At 54.1% G+C, this 18,397-nt stretch carries 18 protein-coding genes; 12 read left to right on the forward strand and 6 right to left on the reverse strand.

Annotation, left to right across the window (positions count from 1 at the left end; translation table 11 throughout):
• Positions 1 to 59 precede the first annotated feature (59 nt).
• The 6 genes from D9A02_RS06165 to D9A02_RS06190 all read left to right on the forward strand — a co-directional run bounded on the left by D9A02_RS06165 (position 60) and on the right by D9A02_RS06190 (position 6,392).
• On the forward strand, positions 60 to 1,511 hold the full coding sequence (locus tag D9A02_RS06165) for an aldehyde dehydrogenase family protein (protein ID WP_120500415.1): 1,452 nt from the start codon (positions 60 to 62) through the stop codon (positions 1,509 to 1,511).
• Positions 1,511 to 2,485: a membrane dipeptidase gene (locus D9A02_RS06170; RefSeq protein ID WP_120500112.1), complete on the forward strand. Its 975-nt coding sequence runs from the start codon at positions 1,511 to 1,513 to the stop codon at positions 2,483 to 2,485. Before D9A02_RS06165 ends, D9A02_RS06170 begins: the two co-directional genes overlap by 1 nt.
• A gap of 7 nt (positions 2,486 to 2,492) precedes the next feature.
• Complete coding sequence (locus D9A02_RS06175; RefSeq protein ID WP_120500113.1) at positions 2,493 to 4,181, forward strand: hypothetical protein; 1,689 nt, start codon at positions 2,493 to 2,495, stop codon at positions 4,179 to 4,181.
• Positions 4,178 to 4,807 carry a DUF3726 domain-containing protein gene (locus tag D9A02_RS06180; protein ID WP_120500114.1) on the forward strand — a complete coding sequence of 210 codons (630 nt, stop codon included), beginning with the start codon at positions 4,178 to 4,180 and terminating at the stop codon, positions 4,805 to 4,807. Before D9A02_RS06175 ends, D9A02_RS06180 begins: the two co-directional genes overlap by 4 nt.
• A 12-nt stretch (positions 4,808 to 4,819) precedes the next feature.
• Complete coding sequence (locus D9A02_RS06185) at positions 4,820 to 5,836, forward strand: Ldh family oxidoreductase (RefSeq protein ID WP_120500115.1); 1,017 nt, start codon at positions 4,820 to 4,822, stop codon at positions 5,834 to 5,836.
• A 175-nt stretch (positions 5,837 to 6,011) separates the two neighbouring features.
• Complete coding sequence (locus D9A02_RS06190; RefSeq protein ID WP_120500116.1) at positions 6,012 to 6,392, forward strand: hypothetical protein; 381 nt, start codon at positions 6,012 to 6,014, stop codon at positions 6,390 to 6,392.
• 215 nt (positions 6,393 to 6,607) lie between these two features.
• Here D9A02_RS06190 and D9A02_RS06195 read toward each other — a convergent pair whose 3' ends face one another.
• The 3 genes from D9A02_RS06195 to parE are packed head-to-tail and all read right to left on the reverse strand — an operon-like array spanning position 6,608 to position 9,490.
• A complete protein-coding gene (locus D9A02_RS06195; protein WP_162932977.1) occupies positions 6,608 to 7,006 on the reverse strand; it encodes a hypothetical protein in 399 nt (132 codons plus the stop codon).
• Entirely contained in the window at positions 6,999 to 7,538 is a 540-nt protein-coding gene (locus D9A02_RS06200; RefSeq protein ID WP_120500118.1) for a hypothetical protein, read from the reverse strand. The genes D9A02_RS06195 and D9A02_RS06200 overlap by 8 nt, the downstream gene beginning before the upstream one ends.
• Positions 7,535 to 9,490 carry a DNA topoisomerase IV subunit B gene (parE, locus tag D9A02_RS06205; protein WP_120500119.1) on the reverse strand — a complete coding sequence of 652 codons (1,956 nt, stop codon included), beginning with the start codon at positions 9,488 to 9,490 and terminating at the stop codon, positions 7,535 to 7,537. Before parE ends, D9A02_RS06200 begins: the two co-directional genes overlap by 4 nt.
• A 173-nt stretch (positions 9,491 to 9,663) precedes the next feature.
• Between parE and D9A02_RS06210 the strand changes: the two genes are divergently transcribed.
• From D9A02_RS06210 to D9A02_RS06225, 4 genes are all read left to right on the forward strand, one after another.
• On the forward strand, positions 9,664 to 9,900 hold the full coding sequence (locus D9A02_RS06210; RefSeq protein WP_120500120.1) for a YdcH family protein: 237 nt from the start codon (positions 9,664 to 9,666) through the stop codon (positions 9,898 to 9,900).
• Between the two features lie 99 nt (positions 9,901 to 9,999).
• Entirely contained in the window at positions 10,000 to 10,941 is a 942-nt protein-coding gene (ppk2, locus tag D9A02_RS06215) for a polyphosphate kinase 2 (protein WP_120500121.1), read from the forward strand.
• 118 nt (positions 10,942 to 11,059) lie between these two features.
• On the forward strand, positions 11,060 to 12,724 hold the full coding sequence (locus D9A02_RS06220) for an ABC transporter substrate-binding protein (RefSeq protein WP_120500122.1): 1,665 nt from the start codon (positions 11,060 to 11,062) through the stop codon (positions 12,722 to 12,724).
• Positions 12,725 to 12,824: 100 nt separating this feature from the next.
• Positions 12,825 to 13,649 (forward strand): DUF547 domain-containing protein, encoded by an 825-nt coding sequence (locus D9A02_RS06225; protein WP_120500123.1) that lies wholly within the window; start codon positions 12,825 to 12,827, stop codon positions 13,647 to 13,649.
• Here the strand turns inward: D9A02_RS06225 and D9A02_RS06230 are convergent, their stop codons facing one another.
• Complete coding sequence (locus tag D9A02_RS06230; protein WP_120500124.1) at positions 13,650 to 14,990, reverse strand: radical SAM protein; 1,341 nt, start codon at positions 14,988 to 14,990, stop codon at positions 13,650 to 13,652. It lies immediately after the preceding gene.
• A 189-nt stretch (positions 14,991 to 15,179) separates the two neighbouring features.
• Between D9A02_RS06230 and D9A02_RS06235 the strand changes: the two genes are divergently transcribed.
• Positions 15,180 to 16,685 carry an FMN-binding glutamate synthase family protein gene (locus tag D9A02_RS06235; RefSeq protein WP_120500125.1) on the forward strand — a complete coding sequence of 502 codons (1,506 nt, stop codon included), beginning with the start codon at positions 15,180 to 15,182 and terminating at the stop codon, positions 16,683 to 16,685.
• 19 nt (positions 16,686 to 16,704) lie between these two features.
• On the opposite strand, the gene D9A02_RS06240 is transcribed toward D9A02_RS06235, so the two are convergent.
• The gene (locus tag D9A02_RS06240) at positions 16,705 to 16,992 is read right to left on the reverse strand and encodes a DUF1330 domain-containing protein (RefSeq protein WP_120500126.1); all 288 of its coding nucleotides are present in this window, start codon (positions 16,990 to 16,992) and stop codon (positions 16,705 to 16,707) included.
• A 9-nt stretch (positions 16,993 to 17,001) separates the two neighbouring features.
• The gene (locus D9A02_RS06245) at positions 17,002 to 17,919 is read right to left on the reverse strand and encodes a DMT family transporter (protein WP_120500127.1); all 918 of its coding nucleotides are present in this window, start codon (positions 17,917 to 17,919) and stop codon (positions 17,002 to 17,004) included.
• Between the two features lie 102 nt (positions 17,920 to 18,021).
• On the opposite strand from D9A02_RS06245, the gene D9A02_RS06250 reads away from it, so the two are divergent.
• A complete protein-coding gene (locus D9A02_RS06250; protein WP_120500128.1) occupies positions 18,022 to 18,330 on the forward strand; it encodes a helix-turn-helix transcriptional regulator in 309 nt (102 codons plus the stop codon).
• The last annotated feature ends 67 nt before the right edge of the window (positions 18,331 to 18,397 follow it).

Here is an 18,397-nt window from a genome sequence, read left to right on the forward strand (position 1 = left end):
GACTGATGGTAGCTTCAGAGTCCATCTATTTTTCAAATCCTAAATTTCCGGAGTCGACGATGTCTGCAACGCAACTGAACCTTATTGCTGGCGAATGGGCCGCTGGCGAGAGCGAAATCGAAAACCGTAACCCATCGGACCTCAGCGATCTGGTTGGCATGTTTGCACAGGCCAGCACTGATCAGTTGGAGCAAACTTTGGATCAAGCCCAAGTTGCGCAACGTGAATGGGCGGCCTACGGCCTTGAGCGCAAGCAAAATGTTCTGATGAACATCGGTAACGAGCTGATGGCACGCGCCGAAGAGCTGGGCACATTGCTGAGCCGCGAAGAAGGTAAGCCAATTGCAGAAGGCAAAGGCGAAGTTTTCCGCGCTGGTCAGTTCTTTACATATTACGCTGCTGAAGTTCTGCGTCAGCTTGGCGAAAACGCCGATTCCGTGCGCCCAGACATCGAAGTTGATGTGCGCCGCGAAGCTGTTGGCGTAGTTGCCATCATCAGCCCATGGAACTTTCCAACTGCGACAGCGTCGTGGAAAATCGCACCTGCGCTTTGCTATGGTAACGCGGTTGTTTGGAAACCCGCAAACATCACACCGGCGTCTGCCGTTGCTCTGACAGAGATCATCAATCGTCAGGACATCCCTAAAGGATTGTTCAGCTTGGTTGTGGGCGCCGGTCGGTCGATCGGTCAACGTCTGGTCGAAAGCCCAAAGGTCAACGCGATTTCCTTCACAGGTTCTGTACCTGTGGGCAAAGGGATTGCGACAGCTGCGATCCAGAACTTGACCAAAGTTCAGATGGAAATGGGTTCCAAGAACGCTCTGGCCGTTATGGATGACGCCGATATCGATCTGGCTGTTTCCGTGGCTTTGGGTGGCGCGTTTGGTTCAACTGGTCAAAAATGTACCGCGTCTTCACGTCTGGTTGTTCATGCCGCTGTGCATGATGCCTTTGTTGAGAAACTGGTTGCCGGCGCACAGGCGATGAAAGTTGGCCACGCACAGGAAGCCGGAATTCAGATGGGTCCGGTTGTCAGCGAGCAACAGCTGAACGAAAACCTTGCCTACGTTGATCTGGGTAAATCCGAAGGCGCTGAGTTGGCCTGTGGTGGTGTACGTCTCGATATGCCGCACGAAGGGTACTACATGTCGCCTGGCGTGTTCCTGAACACCAACAACAACATGCGTATCAACCGCGAAGAAATGTTTGCGCCGCTGACATCTGTCATCAAAGTGGGCAGCTATGACGAAGCGCTGAGCGTTGTGAACGATACAAACTTCGGCCTCACATCGGGCATCGTGACGCAAAGCTTGGCACGTGCTACGCACTTCCGTCGCAATGCACGGACCGGCGTTGTGACCGTGAACCTGCCAACAGCCGGTACAGACTATCACGTGCCATTCGGTGGTCGCGGCGACAGCTCTTACGGGCCACGCGAACAGGGTAAAGCAGCGGCTGAATTCTACACCACTGTAAAAACCGCATATATTGCAGCCGGAAAGCCAGCATAATGCGGATCGATGGCCTGCAATATGTCAACTGGTCGGAAAAGGTTTTCCGCCAACTTCGTGAAGGTGATGTGGATGCAATCCACGTCACCATCTCTTATCATGAGAATTTTCGTGAAACGGTTCTGAACTTTGAAAAGTGGAACCGTTGGTTTGAACAGTTCCCTGATCTGATCATGAAGGGGCAGTGGGCCAGCGATATCGATAAAGCCAGGGAAACCGGCCGCACGGCTGTTTTCTTTGGCTTTCAAAACCCCAGCCCGATCGAAGACGACATTGGGCTGGTGGAAATCGTGCATACCCTCGGCGCACGTTTCATGCAGCTGACCTATAACAACCAATCGCTGCTAGCGACCGGCTGTTATGAGGCCGAAGACATGGGCATCACCCGTATGGGCAAGCAGGTCATCAAAGAGATGAACCGTGTTGGTCTGGTGGTCGACATGAGCCATTCGGCGGACCGTTCTACAATTGAGGCGGCGGACCTGTCTGAGCGCCCGATTGCCATCACTCATGCGAACCCACATGAATGGTCGCCCGCGCTGCGCAACAAAAAAGACGACGTCATCTGTGCAGTTACTGAAAACGGTGGCATGTTCGGCTTTTCGGTCTACCCTCATCACCTCAAGGGTAAAGGCGACTGCACTTTGGAAAGCTTCTGCCAGATGATTGCGGACACCGCTGAGAAATACGGCGCAGAGCATCTGGGGATTGGCACAGATCTGTGTCAGGATCAGCCCGACAGTATTGTTGAGTGGATGCGCGTTGGTCGTTGGACCAAAGAAATCGACTACGGCGAAGGTTCGGCAAGTAATGCAGGCTTTCCGCCAATGCCAAGTTGGTTTGAAGACAACCGCCACTTTGGCAACATTGAGCAAGGGCTGCGCGATGTCGGTATGAACGACGCCGAGGTCGCAGGCATTATGGGTAAGAACTGGTATCGGTTCTTCGCAGAAAACTTCGGACCGCAAGGGTAATACTTATATGGAAGCAATCGCTCAGACACACATTGCCAGACGTGACCCTGAAACCATGATGCGCTTGTCACGGTTAGGGTCGCTGCATCAATGTCGCTTAAGCTTCATGCGGCAGCTGACGCGCCGTTTGGCGCGGGAGAACTGGTCTTTTTCACGATCTGTTTTTGATATTGATGAAAATGGTGTCGGTCGTGCGGTGTACACCGCGCAAGGGCCAGAGCGTGCGTATTCCTTGGTTGCTTTCGCCCATGATTTGCCACCCGAAATGCGCTCAGACCGTGTGATTGCTACGGCATGGGATGCTACATTCACGTTGTTTGATGGCATTCCTACCGCTGAAGACGTTGAACGCCTGTCGCATAATGTTCCGTTACAAGAAGCGGGCCGTGTCAGCGAAAACGAAATCTCTGTTTCACGCGCTAACCGCTCTGTTCGTCTTTGGGCGCATGTGGTGGACGCGCTTGCTAGCGGTAAACAGCCGGATCTGGAACAGATCCATAGCGTTGGCTATCTGATGCGGACCAGTGCGGTTTACGGATCGGGAAAACTGGGTGCCGCTGATCGCGAGGTTATCGCAGAGCGCGAAGAAATGCATTCGCCGTTTCAGGCAGAAATGCTGTCGGTCTATCTGACCCGCGGATTTATTCGTGATCTGGTACAGCATATGGCCCAGGTGAAAGGTGGCAAACAAACTGTCGATCTTGACCCGGATATTGCCCGCTGGCTGGGCATTGGTAACTCTACCGGTCTTGGCATGGCACCCTATCTGGTGAACCATCCGGTTCTGTTAAACAACTGGATCATGGCGCGCGAAGATGCGATTTCACGTGTGCGGTCCCTTGAAGTTGCCTCATCAGAAGAGAGCGATCATTTCCGTAGTATCTATGAACGCAGTAAGCTTTCTATTTCATGGTGGCACTCTAAACACCCGACACAGCTGGAAAAACTGGCGGCGCTGCGGGCTGATCTGGATAAGGTTACTGGTCATCTGGCAGCAGTTGATTTGACCAATGACCATCCATGGAATCGTTTGATCGAATGGTCTGAAGAGACACTCAGCGAAGAAGGGCAAGAACTTGTCGCCTCGCTTATGCTGGAGCCTTACGGACATATTGTTGATGATCTGGGCCGTAGCATGGCCAATCAGAATATGGATGTTTTCTATATTGATGGATCAATGAGCGTCGACGATCTGCGATCAATGCTGGTTGAACAATTTGGCTGGGCCTTGGACAAAGATTGGGATGCGCAAGAACACTGTGCCCGCGCATGGTACGTGTCCGAAGAAAAGCTGGAACCACGTCTGGGTGAACGCTTTGATGAGCCGATCCAAGAATATGAGCAGCCTCTGGCGCCGGCGCGCGATGCGGCTCGTGCCCATGCGGCGCTTTCTCATTGGGATGGAAAAAAACGCGTCGCAGATTTCTTGCTGCAGCACCCTGAACATCGTCATACTGTGCGCCGCGTCCAGATCCGCCCAATCGCGCCTTATGGTGAAATTCAGGATAATACGATTAGCTGTGATATCATGCCGATTGATATGCTGCGCTGTAAATTGTCGTTCTTTGGTGCCACTCATTTTGATCCGCGCTCGGATCGCTGGCTGCGTATCTGCATGTATGCTGGTGCGCCTTATCCTGATGAATTGACTGTCGAAAACGCCGATCTGTGGGTCTACCCGGAGATGCCAACATGAACTATTCCCTGAACGAGATTGAAGCCACGTCCAAAAAAGCGGCGCGTGGTGCCGGTTATAGCTGGGGCATGGCTGAAGAGGCCGGAAAAGCGGCGCGTTGGTTGTGCATTCAAGGGCAAGATGGTTGTGCTGCTTTGGCTGGGTTTCTTGGTCAAATCGATGGAAAAACCTTGGCAGACCACCGACCGCAGGACCTGTCTGGGCAATGGAGCGCCAAGTCGACCCTTTGCCCATTGACAGCTGGGGCGGCCTTATCTGACTGCGCGCATGATTTGACCACAGATGAGATTATCTTAAGCGAAGTTGCCTATCCTGCGCTGCTTTTGCCATTTGCCTCTCGTGTGGCCATTCGCCTTGGTCGGTTTGTTGAATTAGAGTGTGACGAGGTTTTTGCCACGACAAACGGCCCAGAGCTATATCTTGATGAACCCTTGCCGAGGCATGGCACCAAGGTGACGGTGCGATTGCAAACCAAGATGGATTTGGCCCTGCCAAGACATACGCGTGGTGTCCCGACACAGGATGTTTGGGCGACATTGAACAAATTTGCCCACCGCACCTATGCCCCTGCCACTGAAGAGTCGCGCCTGCTGGGTGCCGGTGCTGGCCTATCTGACAACGATTGATCCGAGGAAAATATGACTGATACACAAACACTTAGCTTGGCTGAGATCGAGGCGCTTTCACTGAAGGCTCTGATGGTTGCCGGCACGTCCGAGGAAAACGCGAAACCCTTGGCCGTGGCCACCGCAGCGACCGAAGCGGACGGTGTGGCCAGCCACGGTCTGGCCTATATCCCGATCTATTGCGAGCATGTTCAATGCGGTAAAGTGGATGGTCAAGCCAAGCCTGTGATGGCGCAACCCCGTCCGGGTGTGGTGACAGTTGATGCCGCCACCGGTTTTGCCCATTCGGCAATTGATATGGGATTTCAAAAGCTTATCGATGCTGCGAAAGAGCAAGGTATCGCTGCGCTGGCAATCAACAACAGCTATAACTGCGGCGTTCTGGGCTATCATACCTACCGTCTGGCGCAGGCTGGCATGGTCGGTTTGGGGTTCACTAACGCGCCGGCATCCATCGCACCATCAGGCGGGTCAAAACCTGTGGTTGGTACCAACCCGTTTTCACTGGCTGTGCCGGGCGGTGACGGCGAACCTGCGCTGCTGATCGACCAAAGTGCCAGCACGATTGCCAAGTCCGAGGTGATGAAACACGCCCGCGAGGGTAAGGCTATTCCTGTTGGTTGGGCACTAGATATGGACGGAAACCCAACAACAGACCCAAATGTTGGGTTGAAAGGGTCAATGGCACCGTCCGGTGGATACAAGGGTGTTGGGGTTGCACTGGTGACTGAGGTGATGGCGGCGGCATTGGCCGGGGCCACATTGGGTATTCATGCGTCACCATTTTCCGGCACCGCAGGCGGGCCGCCAAAAACTGGGCAATTCTTTATGGCGATTGATCCGGGTGCCACGTCAGGTGGGTTCTTTGCTGAGCGAATTCAAGACCTTATCGGTGCGATCCGTGCGCAAGACGGCGCGCATATTCCGGGTGATGGCCGCACAGGTAAACGTAAGGTCAACCGCGAGGCGGGTGTGGCCGTGAACGTGGCCACATTGGACAAGATCAACGCCATCATCGCGGCGGGATAAACGTACAGGCTGTACAGGTTGTACGCGGGTTATGTACGTAAATCGTGAAATTGGAAGGGTGGGCACCGTGCCCGCCCTTTTTTGTTGCGATCACTCCAGAAATGCGATTGCGACGCTGATGATTCACCCATAGGGAGAGGTGGGGCTAAGAAAACACTCAGACGGAGTACCACTAATGATTAAACAATTTACCCTTATGTGCTGTGCCGCCGTTATGTTGAGCGCTTGCGGTTCAACATGGTCGCATTCGAATGTTGATACGCAGCAATTGGTCGATCCCGGCGCCCCAACCAAGGCCGAAGACGTGCTGGTCACCACCAGCAATTCGCCCGGCCGCCCCTATACCAAGATCACTGACCTGAAGGTTGCGGTGAACAAAACAACCGCCTTTCACCCCAGCCCGACACCTGAACTGGTGACCGCGAAACTGAAACAAGAAGCAGCCAAGATCGGCGCGGATGCGGTGATTAACACCAAGATCAGCAAAGTCCATGTTGGCGCGCTAAGCTGGGGTGTGCGTAATGGTTCTGGCGAAGCGGTTAAATACAACGATTGAGTTTAAGCTTTGATCGGATGATACGTAGGGTGGGCAGTTTGCCCACCTTTTTTGTTTGTGGGTGGCGGGATGAAAATCCACCCTACGAAAACTCCAGCCGTGGCGCTTGCGGCACGGCCAGCGCCCGACCGCCGCCATGGGCGGGTGTTTCGCCTCCGCCCGCGGTCGTGCTATGAGGGAAATTGTTTGAAGTTTACACCGCGAAAGCCAACCATTTACTCATTTGGTGAGGGTAACGCATTTTGATACATTTCATTTGGCAACCCCACGCGTGGAGCATTGATAAGATAGGGAAAAATTTCCGGGGATTGAAAAAGAACTCTATCTCGCTTCCAGTAGAATGTATAAATCTTGTTCGTTTGACTGGGGATATCTGTCGTCGTTGGCTGTCCCCATCCCGTGTACAAGAAAATCCAATCGCCGGGTTGAATGAGACCTTTACCTAACCAAAACAAATTATCATTGATTGGGAAAACAGAATTTTGCGATTGTCGCATGCCTAACCCAATCCAATAGTGTCCTAAGTCACAGTAGGTTTGTGCTCGCATCACAACACGTTCTGAGTTTCCTATCCCTCTATCTGTGACGCCTTCAATTTTTATAGGGTCAATCATTGTTGGAGCCCCGCGAGTGAATTAATGGGGTGGCGAAGCCGATTAAAAAAAGCAAACAGCCCACAATTAGAATAACCTTCCCTTGGTCATTTTCGAAATCCGACGATCCAATACTAATTAGCAACGTTGCTAGTGCATAAATTGCAGTGCAGATCCAGTTAACTTTCCCTAATGATTGAGTTTCGCTTTGCTTTTTAGCCAAGGCGATTTTCAATTCTGTTTTTTGGTCGATTAAGTCGTGGATATCATTTCTATTATCCGTTATTTCGGCCTTTCTTTCAGCCAACTCTCTTTCAAGTTGGAGATATGCCGCGACGGTTATCTGCGTTGAAACCCGGCCGCCAAAAGTTCCAGAATTTCTGTCGCCTAGTTCACTTAATTTAAGGGCAAGGGGCCTATCTGAAAACGGGCCTTCAGTGAAATTGTCTAATATTTCCACCTCACTACTCTGCTTTTCAGCGGCAACGCCGCTTTGTGCCGGTGTTAGGTCAGGAGGAGTATAATTTTGGAAACTAGTTGTCTTATCACTCAAACATCCAACTCCTCCACAAAACGGGCGTTCTCCTGAATGTATTCAAACCGCAGTTCGGGTTTTTTGCCCATCAGGCGTTCGACCAGATCGGCGGTTTCGCCCGGTTCATCCTCATCAATAGTGACGCGGATCAGCTTGCGGGTTGCGGGGTCCATGGTGGTTTCTTTGAGGTCTTTGGCGTCCATTTCACCAAGACCCTTAAAGCGCTGCATGTCGATCTTGCCCTTGCCGCCCAGACCCTTTTCCATCAGCGCGTCTTTTTCCGCGTCATTGGCCACGTAGACCCGTTTCGCCCCTTGGGTCAGACGGTAGAGCGGGGGACAGGCCAGATACAAATGCCCGGCATCGATGAGCGGGCGCATCTGGGTGAAGAAGAAGGTCATCAGCAATGATGCGATATGCGCGCCATCGACGTCGGCGTCGGTCATGATGATGATCTTTTCATAGCGCAGATCGTCGATGTTGAACTTGGTGCCCATGCCGCAACCAAGGCTTTCACACAGGTCGGAAATTTCCGCATTGGTGCCCAGTTTTGAGCTGGCCGCACCCAACACGTTGAGGATCTTACCCTTGAGCGGCAGTAGTGCCTGCGTTTTACGGTTGCGCGCGCCTTTGCCAGAGCCACCGGCGCTGTCGCCCTCCACAATAAACAGCTCGGTGCCTTCGCGGTCTTTTGACGAACAATCGGTCAGCTTGCCGGGCAGGCGCAGTTTTTTGGTGGCAGACTTGCGCTGGGTTTCTTTTTCTTGGCGGCGGCGCAGGCGTTCCTCGGCCCGCAGGACCAGAAAATCAAGGATGGCCCCGGCTGATTTGGTGTCAGAGGCGAGCCAGTTGTCAAAGTGGTCGCGAACCGAGTTTTCAACCAGTCGCTGTGCTTCGACCGTGGCAAGGCGGTCTTTGGTCTGGCCGACGAATTCTGGCTCGCTGATGAAGCAGCTGACCAATGCGCAGCCGCCGGTCATCAGGTCATCGCGGGTGATCTGCGCGGCCTTTTTGTTGGAGACTAGCTCGCCATACGCCTTGATGCCCTTGAGGATGGCAGCCCAGAAGCCAGCGACATGCGTGCCGCCCTCGGGCGTGGGGACGGTGTTACAGTAGGATTGGATGAAGCCGTCGCGTGCGGGTGTCCAGTTGATCGCCCATTCGACCTTGCCGGGGGTGTTGAATTTCTCGTTGAAATCAACGGTGCCCGCAAACGGCGCGTCGGCATAGGTTGAGGCGGAACCAAGGGTTTCCTTAAGGTAGTCGCTGAGGCCGCCGGGGAAGTGGAATGTCGCCTCTTGCGGGGTGTCGCCGTCGGCAATGGCGGATTTCCAACGAATTTCGACGCCTGAGAAGAGGTAGGCCTTGGAGCGGATCGATTTGAACAGGCGGGCGGGTTTGAACCGGTGATGGCCAAAGATTTGTTCATCGGCGTGGAAGGTTACCGTGGTGCCGCGGCGGTTGGGGGCGGCGCCGACTTTTTCCACCGGGCCCTGCGGGATGCCGCGTGAAAAGCGTTGCTCATAGAGTTCCTTGTTGCGGGCGACTTGGACGACCATGGAATCCGAGAGCGCGTTCACGACCGAGGCCCCGACCCCGTGCAGACCGCCCGAGGTTTGGTAGGCCTTGCCGCTGAATTTTCCGCCTGCGTGCAGGGTGCACAGGATCACCTCTAGCGCGGATTTGTCGGGGAACTTGGGATGGGGATCAACCGGGATGCCGCGGCCGTTGTCGCGGATGGTGACGGAGTAATCCTCGTGCAGCTCTACCTCAATCCGGTTGGCGTGACCGGCGACCGCCTCGTCCATCGAGTTATCGAGAACCTCAGCCACCAGATGGTGTAACGCGCGCTCATCCGTGCCGCCGATGTACATGCCGGGGCGTTTGCGAACGGGTTCCAGCCCCTCCAGCACTTCAATGGAAGAGGCGTCGTAGGTCTCGGGCGCGGTGCCCTCGAGGAGGTCGGTCATGGGCTGCTCATTTTGCTTTTGCTTGGTGGCATTAGACCATTGTGGGCCGGGTTGGGCAAGCGGGAGATCGCCAATGAGATCAGAAGAATAATTGGAGAATGTTTGACCCTGATCAATGTGGGCTGACCGAAAGCGAATTATAGTTGCGAAGAAATGAAGCGACAGGAGTGAACATGTCTCATACCCCTCATGAGTTAGCTGAAGAATTTCCGGAACTTGCGGCAAAGATTGCTGATCTGAAACAGAGTGATACGCATTTTGCGCGTTTGACGGAGGAGTATCACGAGATCAATCGTGCCGTGCACCGGGCCGAGACGAATGTGGAGCCGGTGGAGGAGTTGACCGAGGTTGATATGCGCAAGAAGCGTGGCGCGCTCAAAGATGAGATCTATCGCCTGCTGTCTGCTTGAAGAGGACGAGATTTGGAATGGACGCGTTGACGGGGAACATTGGTCAACGTGTCCGCACCATATTTGCATGAATTGATTTGAGGATGTGAGGAGACGATTATGACAGCGACAGTGAAGACAAAAGCAGTAAAACCGCAACCGCAGGGAAGCACCACGAAACCCGCCAATCAGGAGCCAATTCAGGTTAAGCCTGAGGAGGTGCGGCATGCCTTTGAAAATGGCGTCTATCCCTACACAACCAAGATGTCGCGTAAGGAATATGAGGAACTGAAGGCCGCTTTGCAGGCCGAATTGTTGAAAGTACAACATTGGGCGCAGGAAACTGGGCAGAAGTTTGTATTGTTGTTTGAAGGGCGCGATGCCGCTGGCAAGGGTGGCGCAATCAAACGGTTCATGGAGCATCTGAATCCGCGTCTGGCGCGGGTGGTGGCATTGAATAAACCCACCGATAAAGAGCGTGGGCAGTGGTACTTTCAGCGCTATATTCAGCATTTGCCAACCACAGGTGAGATGGTTTTGTATGACCGGTCTTGGTACAATCGTGCGGGTGTTGAGCGGGTAATGGGATTTTGCCAGCCTAACGAATACCTGGAGTTCATGCGCCAGACGCCAGAGATGGAGCGGATGATGGTGCGGTCGGGTATTCAGCTTTATAAATATTGGTTTTCGGTCACGCAAGATGAACAGAAATGTCGGTTTGACGCTCGCGAAACTGATCCGCTGAAACGGTGGAAGCTGTCGCCCATCGATAAGGCCAGCCTGAACAAGTGGTCAGATTATACCGAAGCAAAGGAGGCGATGTTTTTCTATACTGACACCGCCGATGCCCCTTGGACGGTGATCAAATCCAACGACAAAAAGCGTGCGCGGATCAATTGCATGATGCATTTTCTGAACTCGTTGGATTATCCGGGCAAAGATACCAAACTTGTGTCAGAACCAGACCCGTTGATCGTTGGACAGGCGCATCATGTCATTCACCGGGCGGATCACATTCTGGGCACGGCTTTGCACCCGGACACGCGTGTGAAGCAGGCCTGAAGTGCGTATTCAGATCCATTAATTTTTCTTGAACTTTGTAATCTAGCCGTTGCTATTGATTGGGCTTTGTGGCGATACCAGATTGTGATCGCCACAAAGCCAACAAAGGACAATAGCCATGGCCCGCAAAACGACCCAACTCAGTCAGCAGCACCCTGCGGCAGTGCGTTATGCGGGAGAGTATAAGTCCAAGCAGTTGAGCCGGCGGGAATTTCTGGCACGAGCAACTGCGTTGGGTGTGAGCAGTGCGGCGGCTTATGGGTTGGTTGGTTTAGTTGCACCGTCTCAGGCACAGGCGGCCCCCCAGCAAGGTGGTACGTTGCGTTGTCAGATGGAGGTTCGGGCGCTCAAGGACACCCGCACCTTTGATTGGCCTGAGATCGCCAATGTCACCCGCGGCACGCTGGAATATCTGGTCGAATACAACAGCGACGGGTCATTCCGGGGGATGTTGCTGGAGCGCTGGGCGGCCAATGCGGATGCGACCGAGTTCACGCTTTACCTGCGTAAGGGTATCAAGTGGAACAACGGCGATGATTTCACCGCCGAGGATGTTGTTCGTAACTTTGCGCGCTGGGCTGATAAGACGGTTGAGGGCAATTCGATGGCCGGGCGCATGGCTACGTTGATCGACCCTGAGACGCAAATGCTGATCGATGGGTCCGTGACGGCGGTGGATGATCATACTGTGTTGGTCAGCATGCCCAGGCCGGATATTACAATCATTCCTAGCATTGCCGACTATCCGGCAGCCGTAGTGCACAGCAGTTATGACCCCAATCAGATGATCGACCTGGTGGGAACCGGCCCTTATGTGGTTGAACGCAATGAGCCCGGCGTGGGCGCCACACTGGCGCGCAATGAGGCGCACGAGTGGTGGGGTACTGAAATTTACGGCGGGCCTTATCTGGACCGGATCGAATATGTCGATGCTGGCAGTGACCCTGCTAATTGGCTTGCTGCCGCGCAGGCAGATGAGGTGGACATGGTGCATCGCTCAGAAGGGGTTCTGGCGGAACAGCTCTCTGAGTTGGGTTGGACCCTGTCTGAGGTGGCGACGGCGGCCACGGTTGTGGTGCGCGCCAATCAGCGGGCGGAAGTGGTCGGCGTGCGCCCCTATGCGGAAAAACGCGTGCGCCGTGCTTTACAAATGGCCGTGGATAATGTGCGGGTTCTAGATGAGGCGGCAGACGGCAAAGGTGTGGTGGGTGAAAACCACCATGTCGCCCCGGTGCATCCGGAATATGCCAAACTGCCGGCCATGTCCTATGATCCCGATACTGCCCGGGCCTTCATGGAACAGACTGGCATGAAGGATTTTGAGCACGAGCTGATTTCGAGCGAAGAAAGCTGGGTCAAAAATACGGCTGACGCGGTGGCGGCGCAGTTGAATGAGGCGGGGATCAAAGTGAAACGCTCGGTTTTGCCGGGCGATGAGTTCCGCGACAACTGGATGAACTATCCATTCAGTGCGACCAGCTGGAACCACCGTCCTTTGGGCGTACAGATCCATGCGCTGGCCTATCGATCAGGTGAGGCGTGGAACGAATTTGGCTGGTCGAACAAAGAGTTTGACGACCTGTTGGCCGAAGCACTGTCGCTGGCCGATGCTTATCAGCGCCGTAAGGTGATGAAGCAGATGGAGAAGCTGATTCAGAACGATGGCGTGACGATCCAACCGATCTGGAGCAAGATCTTTCGCAACGCCAAACCGGGGCTGAGTGGTGTGGGTCAGCAGATCTCGTTCGAGCATCATCACTATAAATTTGGTTGGGAAAGCTGATCACGATTTCGAACACGTCAGATCACTGAAAAGATATTGGTCTGTGGGGTGGGTGAGCCGGTAAAATCCTGAATGACGCAGGATTGCGAAAGGTTACCCCATGCTCCGGTTTGTTTTGATTGCTTTATCGATGTTAGCTCTGTCAGCCTGCGCTTCGCTTGAGAGATTGGCGATCCCTGACAACAGCCTGACTCGTCCCGATGTGCGTGGTAGCGGTACTGTGGCGCGGTTGGACCATAGAGTTTGGGACAGTTTTTTGCAGGACCATACGCGCAAGGATCCGGCGGGTGTGGTGCGGGTTGGATATGCAAAGGTTTCAGACTCTGATCATGCTGAATTAAAGCAATATTTGCGAATGTTGATAGCCGTTGATGTAGCCATGCTGACCAAAGAAGCGCAGCTGGCGTATTGGGTGAATCTTTATAATGCGCTGACGGTGGATGTGATTTTGGATCACTATCCGGTGGCGTCGATCCGTAACATCAAGGGCAAAGGGTTTGACTTGGGGCCGTGGGAAGACAAGCGCCTGCTGGTGAATGGTGTCGAAACCAGCCTGCATGATATCGAGCATGGGATCATCCGTCCGCTGTGGCCGGATATGCCGGAAATTCATTATGTGTTGAATTGCGCTGCCGTAGGGTGCCCTAACCTGGGACAGCGGGCTTACACGGCGAAGAACATCACCGACGCTTTAGGGGTGGCAGCGCGGTCTTATGTGAATGATCCGCGTGGGATTCGGGTAAGCGAGAGCGGGCAGATCACTGCCTCAAAGATTTATAGCTGGTATCTGGATGATTTTGGCGGATCAGAGGTAGCTGTGCTGGACCATATCCGGGGTTACGCCGCGCCAGAGCTGCGGGCGAAACTTGCGGGCAAGACGCGCATCCAACGCTATGAATACGATTGGGCGCTTAATGGGTTCTGATCAGGCGGATTTGCGAGCTTCGGCTTGTTGTGCGCGCAATCGGCCTTTGAGTTTCTTGTAAGGCAGGCCGGCGGTGGGGATCTCGGCCTCGATCGGGTTCCAGGCTTGCTGGCCGGGTTTGCTGGGCACAGCTTCGGCGATCATGGTGTCGCGTTTGGCATTGTGGACGCACATCGACAGTGGCCCGCGCGCGGTGGCCACCATGAAGACACAGGAGTTGCAGCGGTCTCCCTCAAGCTTTTCTGCATCCATGAAATTATGGATAAAAAAACTGATCTTTTTCGGTGTTTTGTGCAGAAATAGACTCGATTTGAATTCCCAAATCTTGCGCAAGACATAGGCCATCCCGAGCCAGGCTATACGGGGTGAGCGGGCAGCAGTCCGTAGGGCGCGGGGCAACACTTTGTGCTCAACTGACCAATCACCCTCTTGTTGCGCCATGGCTTGGAATAGGGTGGTGAAAAAGGGTGCGTCATCATAGAGGGGCACGGTGGTTTTGCCGTTCGTCAGTACGGCGGTGTATTTGTTGCAATCGGGGTGACCGATCATTGGTAAGTCAAACGGGAGCGAGGTGCCTGCACCTTCTTCGATCAGTTCGATCACCGACTGTTGGTTGATCACGGTTGCATCGCGTTCTCTTAGAACCCCGCGTCCGGTGTCGGCTTGCATCTGGAAAGAGGCGAGGGAAATCGGGCCAGCGTGTTGAATGAAGAACTGCACCAGATCGGGGATCTCGTGTACGTTGTCGGCACAAACAGTCGTATTGAACAAGACCCGAAGCGGCAGCCCTGCGGCGCGTTCCAAATACTGCAAACGGATCGCATTGAGGGCAGCTTCGCTCTCATAGCTTTTACGTTCCTGGGTGACATCGACGTGAAACGCCACATCATCCAGACCAGCTTCGGCCAGCCTTTCCAGCATGTACCGACTGGCTTTGATCCCGTTGGTAAAGAGAGCCGAGCGCATGTTGTGGGCTTTGATCTCACGCACGATCTCCTCAAGGTCGGGCACGGTGCGCAGGGTCGGATCACCGCCAGTGATCTGGACATTGGTGTGGTCGCCATAGTGATCATGGATCATCTTGATCCGACGCTTGAGTTCAAACAAGGGTACGTCACGCACGGTTTCGGCAAGGTCAGAGAGATAACACAGCGTACAGTCGAGGTTGCAGCGCTGGGTGATCTCAAGCGCGACACAGGCCATTGGAAAGGTGCGTCCAGCCAATTGCGCAGGTCCGAAATGCCCCGCCTGCTGCAGCCCCTCGCGTAATGGGGCGGTTGGGTCATTCGGATGCGGGCGAGATGGCTGAAAATGATGAATGTCCTGCTTTGTCAAAAACACGTGCTGTACCTTGCTGCAACTGTCTCAACTGCAGCTAAGCCTTTGATCTGTGAGTGCCATTAACATTCAATCGCGCTGGGACAAGTTGCCGTGAATGGGGCTGAGTCCCTTGCAAGGCTGTGGTATCGGAAGGCAATGTGAGTGTACGCTACGATCTGCAATAGCCAATCCGCTGGAGGAGCCACGGTCATGACACAAGTATCCGATTTCGTTTTGGGATTGCTGCAACTGCTGTCCTATCTGTTTGTCTTGGCGGTGGGGCTCGCTGTGTTGTGGGTTGTTGTACTTTATGTGCGCGACAAGACCCAAACCGAAAGCACGTTGCGGCGCAACTATCCGGTGATCGCGCGGTTTCGCTATCTGTTCGAACATATGGGTGAATTTCTGCGGCAGTATTTCTTTGCGCTGGATCGCGAGGAGATGCCGTTTAACCGGGCGGAACGGTCTTGGGTGTATCGCGCCGCAAAGAATGTGGATTCGACCGTGGCGTTTGGGTCGACGCGGGATTTGCGGCCAACCGGCACGGTTTATTTCGTCAATTGCCCGTTTCCGGAGCTGACCGAAGATCAAACCGAGCCCACGGCTGTGACCGTGGGGCCCTATGCGCGAAAGCCCTATACCACGGATTCCTATTTCAACATTTCGGCGATGAGTTTTGGCGCCTTGTCGGTTCCGGCGGTGCGGGCGCTGTCACATGGGGCGAAGAAGGCGGGTATTTGGCTCAATACAGGCGAAGGCGGGTTGTCGCCATATCATCTGGAAGGCGGCGCTGACATCGTGTTTCAAATTGGCACCGGCAAGTTTGGTGTGCGTAAGCCCGAGGGCGGGTTTGATGACGATAAGCTGCGCGCGGTGGCCGAACATGATGCGGTCAAGATGTTTGAGCTGAAGCTCAGCCAGGGGGCCAAGCCGGGTAAGGGCGGCATCCTGCCAGGTGAGAAAGTGACCGAAGAGATCGCAGCCATTCGCGGGATTGAAGTGGGCAAAGCTGCCATCAGCCCGAACCGCCATCCCGAGGTGGATTGTGTTGATGATCTGCTGGATATGCTCAATCACATTCGCGATCTGACGGGCAAGCCGGTTGGGTTTAAGGCGGTGGTTGGGGCGTATGGGTTTTTCGATGATCTATGTGAAGCGATCCTGAAGCGCGGGATTGAAAGCGCGCCGGATTTCATCACCATCGACAGCGCCGATGGTGGCACCGGGGCGGCGCCGATGAGCCTGATCGATAATATGGGTGTGCCGGTGCGTGAAAGCCTGCCTTTGGTGGTGAATGTTCTGATCCGTCACGGGCTGCGGGACCGGATCAAAGTCTGTGCCAGTGGCAAGATGATTAACCCGTCCGAGGTGGCCTGGGCGTTTTGTGCGGGTGCGGATTTTGTCAATTCGGCACGCGGATTCATGTTTGCCCTGGGCTGCATTCAGGCGCTGCAGTGCAATAAGAACACCTGCCCAACCGGCATCACCACCCATGATGCCAAGCTGCAATATGGTCTGGACCCGACAAACAAGGCCGAGCGGGTCGCCTATTACGCCAAGAACATGCGCAAGGAAGTAGGCACCATTGCGCACAGCTGTGGCGCATCGGAGCCGCGCAAACTGCAACGTTACCACGCGCGGACCGTGTTGGATAACGGGCGATCGGTATCGTTGAGTGAGTTGTTCCCTGAGCCGGAGGTCCGGGGAGAGGCGTAGCATTCCCCGGGATTGGTGCCTAAATCCCTTCGACAAGAATGGCGTCACCATCGGAAATTCTTTGACGTAGGGATTTTGCTGCGGCGTAGTCGTCTGAGCTATGCCAGGCGCGCGCTGCATCTGCGGTTGGGAACGCGATGATCACGACGCGTTCGTGCGGCATCGCACCTTCAAGAACGTCTATTTTTCCCCCGCGCACAATGAAGCGGCCGCCAAATGCGTCTATCGATTTGGGTGACAGTTTCTTGTATTCCTCAAATGCACTCTGATCAAAAATGCTCTCTTGAAATATTATGTATGCCGTCATGGATTTATCTCATGCTTTTTGAATGACCATTATGCCAGCGCTGGCGATTAGGGTGATGCCAAGTATGGTTACGGCGTCTGGCACTTCCCCAAACAAGATGGCCCCCCACATCACGACAAACACGAGATAGCAAAAGTCGAACGACGATACGGTCGATGATGGCCCAAGTTGATAGGCGATGGTTGCAAGCTGGCTGCCGGTTGTGATCAAGATTGCGAGGATAGCTATGACCAGCCAGCCCTGAAGGTCCAAGACCACCCAATCGCTGAGTAGGAATGAATTGGCAGCGGGTGTCGTGGGGATTGATATTGCGACGAACAGTGACCCCAACGCCCCCACGATGGCAAATGCCATGTTCAGGCTAAGCGACAACACCAGCGCGGATTCGTCCCTTATTTTTGAGCGCGTCAGTATCATTGCTATGGCATAAAAGATGGCCGAGGCGAGGGGTAACAAGGCGTAAGGGTTAAAATCGGCAGCGTTTGGTCTAAGGATCAACAGCACCCCTGAGAAACCAATCACAACCGCGAGCCAGCCTTTGGCCCCAACTTTTTCGCCGGTAAAAATTGCAGCAAACAACGTGATGAAAAGGGGCAATGTGTAGTAGGCGGCACCGGCAACGGACAGCTTCACCATTGGTAGCGCGGCGTATAAGGCAACCCACATGAAGACGAGCAGAAGGCTCCGCAGTGCGGTCCAGGCAATTTCACGTGGGAAAATTGATGCATGTGGTGAGCGGATTTTTATGACTAGGATCAGCGCGGGTATTGTGAGCAAAGACCGCAGGAGGAATATCTGCCAAAGCTGAATGTTTGCGCTGACCAGTTTGATGAAGGCATCACTGAGAGAGGCCACAAATACACCCGACAAGATTGCCAGAACCGCGATCCCAAGCGCTTTGTCGTCCGTTTCGATGTTCTGGGTCACGGTCCTAAGTGCTCCGTCTGGAGGCTTTCAAGTTTCGCCTCGCCATGTTACTTCTGCATAGAAGATAATCAATATAGATAAACATCAATATAGAATCGTAAAATGTCAACCCTTCCAGCCCTTAAAGCGCTTTCGAACGAAAAACGTCTCCAGATTATGCGGTGGATTGCAGCGCCTGTTGACCACTTTCCCGCCCAAACTGACGGCGACCTTGTCGAGGACGGGGTCTGTGTCCAATCCATCACCGAAAAGATTGGCCTGACGCAACCAACAGTCACGTCTCATATGAGGGTTCTTGAAAAAGCAGGGCTTGTGACATCGAGGCAGATCAAAAACTGGGTCTTTTACAAGCCAAACCGGACTGCAATCGCCGCTGCTCTTGATGATTTGTCCATGACGTTACTGCGCTAGGTTTTTCCGGAACTGCCGCCCATCATCCTTTGTCATCATGAAGAGTTTGGGTAGCCCACGCATACGT

The sequence above is a fragment of the Roseovarius sp. EL26 genome, assembly GCF_900327775.1.
GTDB lineage: Bacteria > Pseudomonadota > Alphaproteobacteria > Rhodobacterales > Rhodobacteraceae > Roseovarius.

What these genes read in the sequence shown, in the direction of transcription:
- D9A02_RS06165 (WP_120500415.1), top strand. Translation starts at nt 60, where the DNA reads ATGTCTGCAACGCAACTGAACCTTATTGCTGGCGAATGGGCCGCTGGC.
- D9A02_RS06170 (WP_120500112.1), top strand. Translation starts at nt 1,511, where the DNA reads ATGCGGATCGATGGCCTGCAATATGTCAACTGGTCGGAAAAGGTTTTC.
- D9A02_RS06175 (WP_120500113.1), top strand. Translation starts at nt 2,493, where the DNA reads ATGGAAGCAATCGCTCAGACACACATTGCCAGACGTGACCCTGAAACC.
- D9A02_RS06180 (WP_120500114.1), top strand. Translation starts at nt 4,178, where the DNA reads ATGAACTATTCCCTGAACGAGATTGAAGCCACGTCCAAAAAAGCGGCG.
- D9A02_RS06185 (WP_120500115.1), top strand. Translation starts at nt 4,820, where the DNA reads ATGACTGATACACAAACACTTAGCTTGGCTGAGATCGAGGCGCTTTCA.
- D9A02_RS06190 (WP_120500116.1), top strand. Translation starts at nt 6,012, where the DNA reads ATGATTAAACAATTTACCCTTATGTGCTGTGCCGCCGTTATGTTGAGC.
- D9A02_RS06195 (WP_162932977.1), bottom strand. Translation starts at nt 7,006, where the DNA reads ATGATTGACCCTATAAAAATTGAAGGCGTCACAGATAGAGGGATAGGA.
- parE (WP_120500119.1), bottom strand. Translation starts at nt 9,490, where the DNA reads ATGACCGACCTCCTCGAGGGCACCGCGCCCGAGACCTACGACGCCTCT.
- D9A02_RS06210 (WP_120500120.1), top strand. Translation starts at nt 9,664, where the DNA reads ATGTCTCATACCCCTCATGAGTTAGCTGAAGAATTTCCGGAACTTGCG.
- ppk2 (WP_120500121.1), top strand. Translation starts at nt 10,000, where the DNA reads ATGACAGCGACAGTGAAGACAAAAGCAGTAAAACCGCAACCGCAGGGA.
- D9A02_RS06220 (WP_120500122.1), top strand. Translation starts at nt 11,060, where the DNA reads ATGGCCCGCAAAACGACCCAACTCAGTCAGCAGCACCCTGCGGCAGTG.
- D9A02_RS06225 (WP_120500123.1), top strand. Translation starts at nt 12,825, where the DNA reads ATGCTCCGGTTTGTTTTGATTGCTTTATCGATGTTAGCTCTGTCAGCC.
- D9A02_RS06235 (WP_120500125.1), top strand. Translation starts at nt 15,180, where the DNA reads ATGACACAAGTATCCGATTTCGTTTTGGGATTGCTGCAACTGCTGTCC.
- D9A02_RS06240 (WP_120500126.1), bottom strand. Translation starts at nt 16,992, where the DNA reads ATGACGGCATACATAATATTTCAAGAGAGCATTTTTGATCAGAGTGCA.
- D9A02_RS06250 (WP_120500128.1), top strand. Translation starts at nt 18,022, where the DNA reads ATGTCAACCCTTCCAGCCCTTAAAGCGCTTTCGAACGAAAAACGTCTC.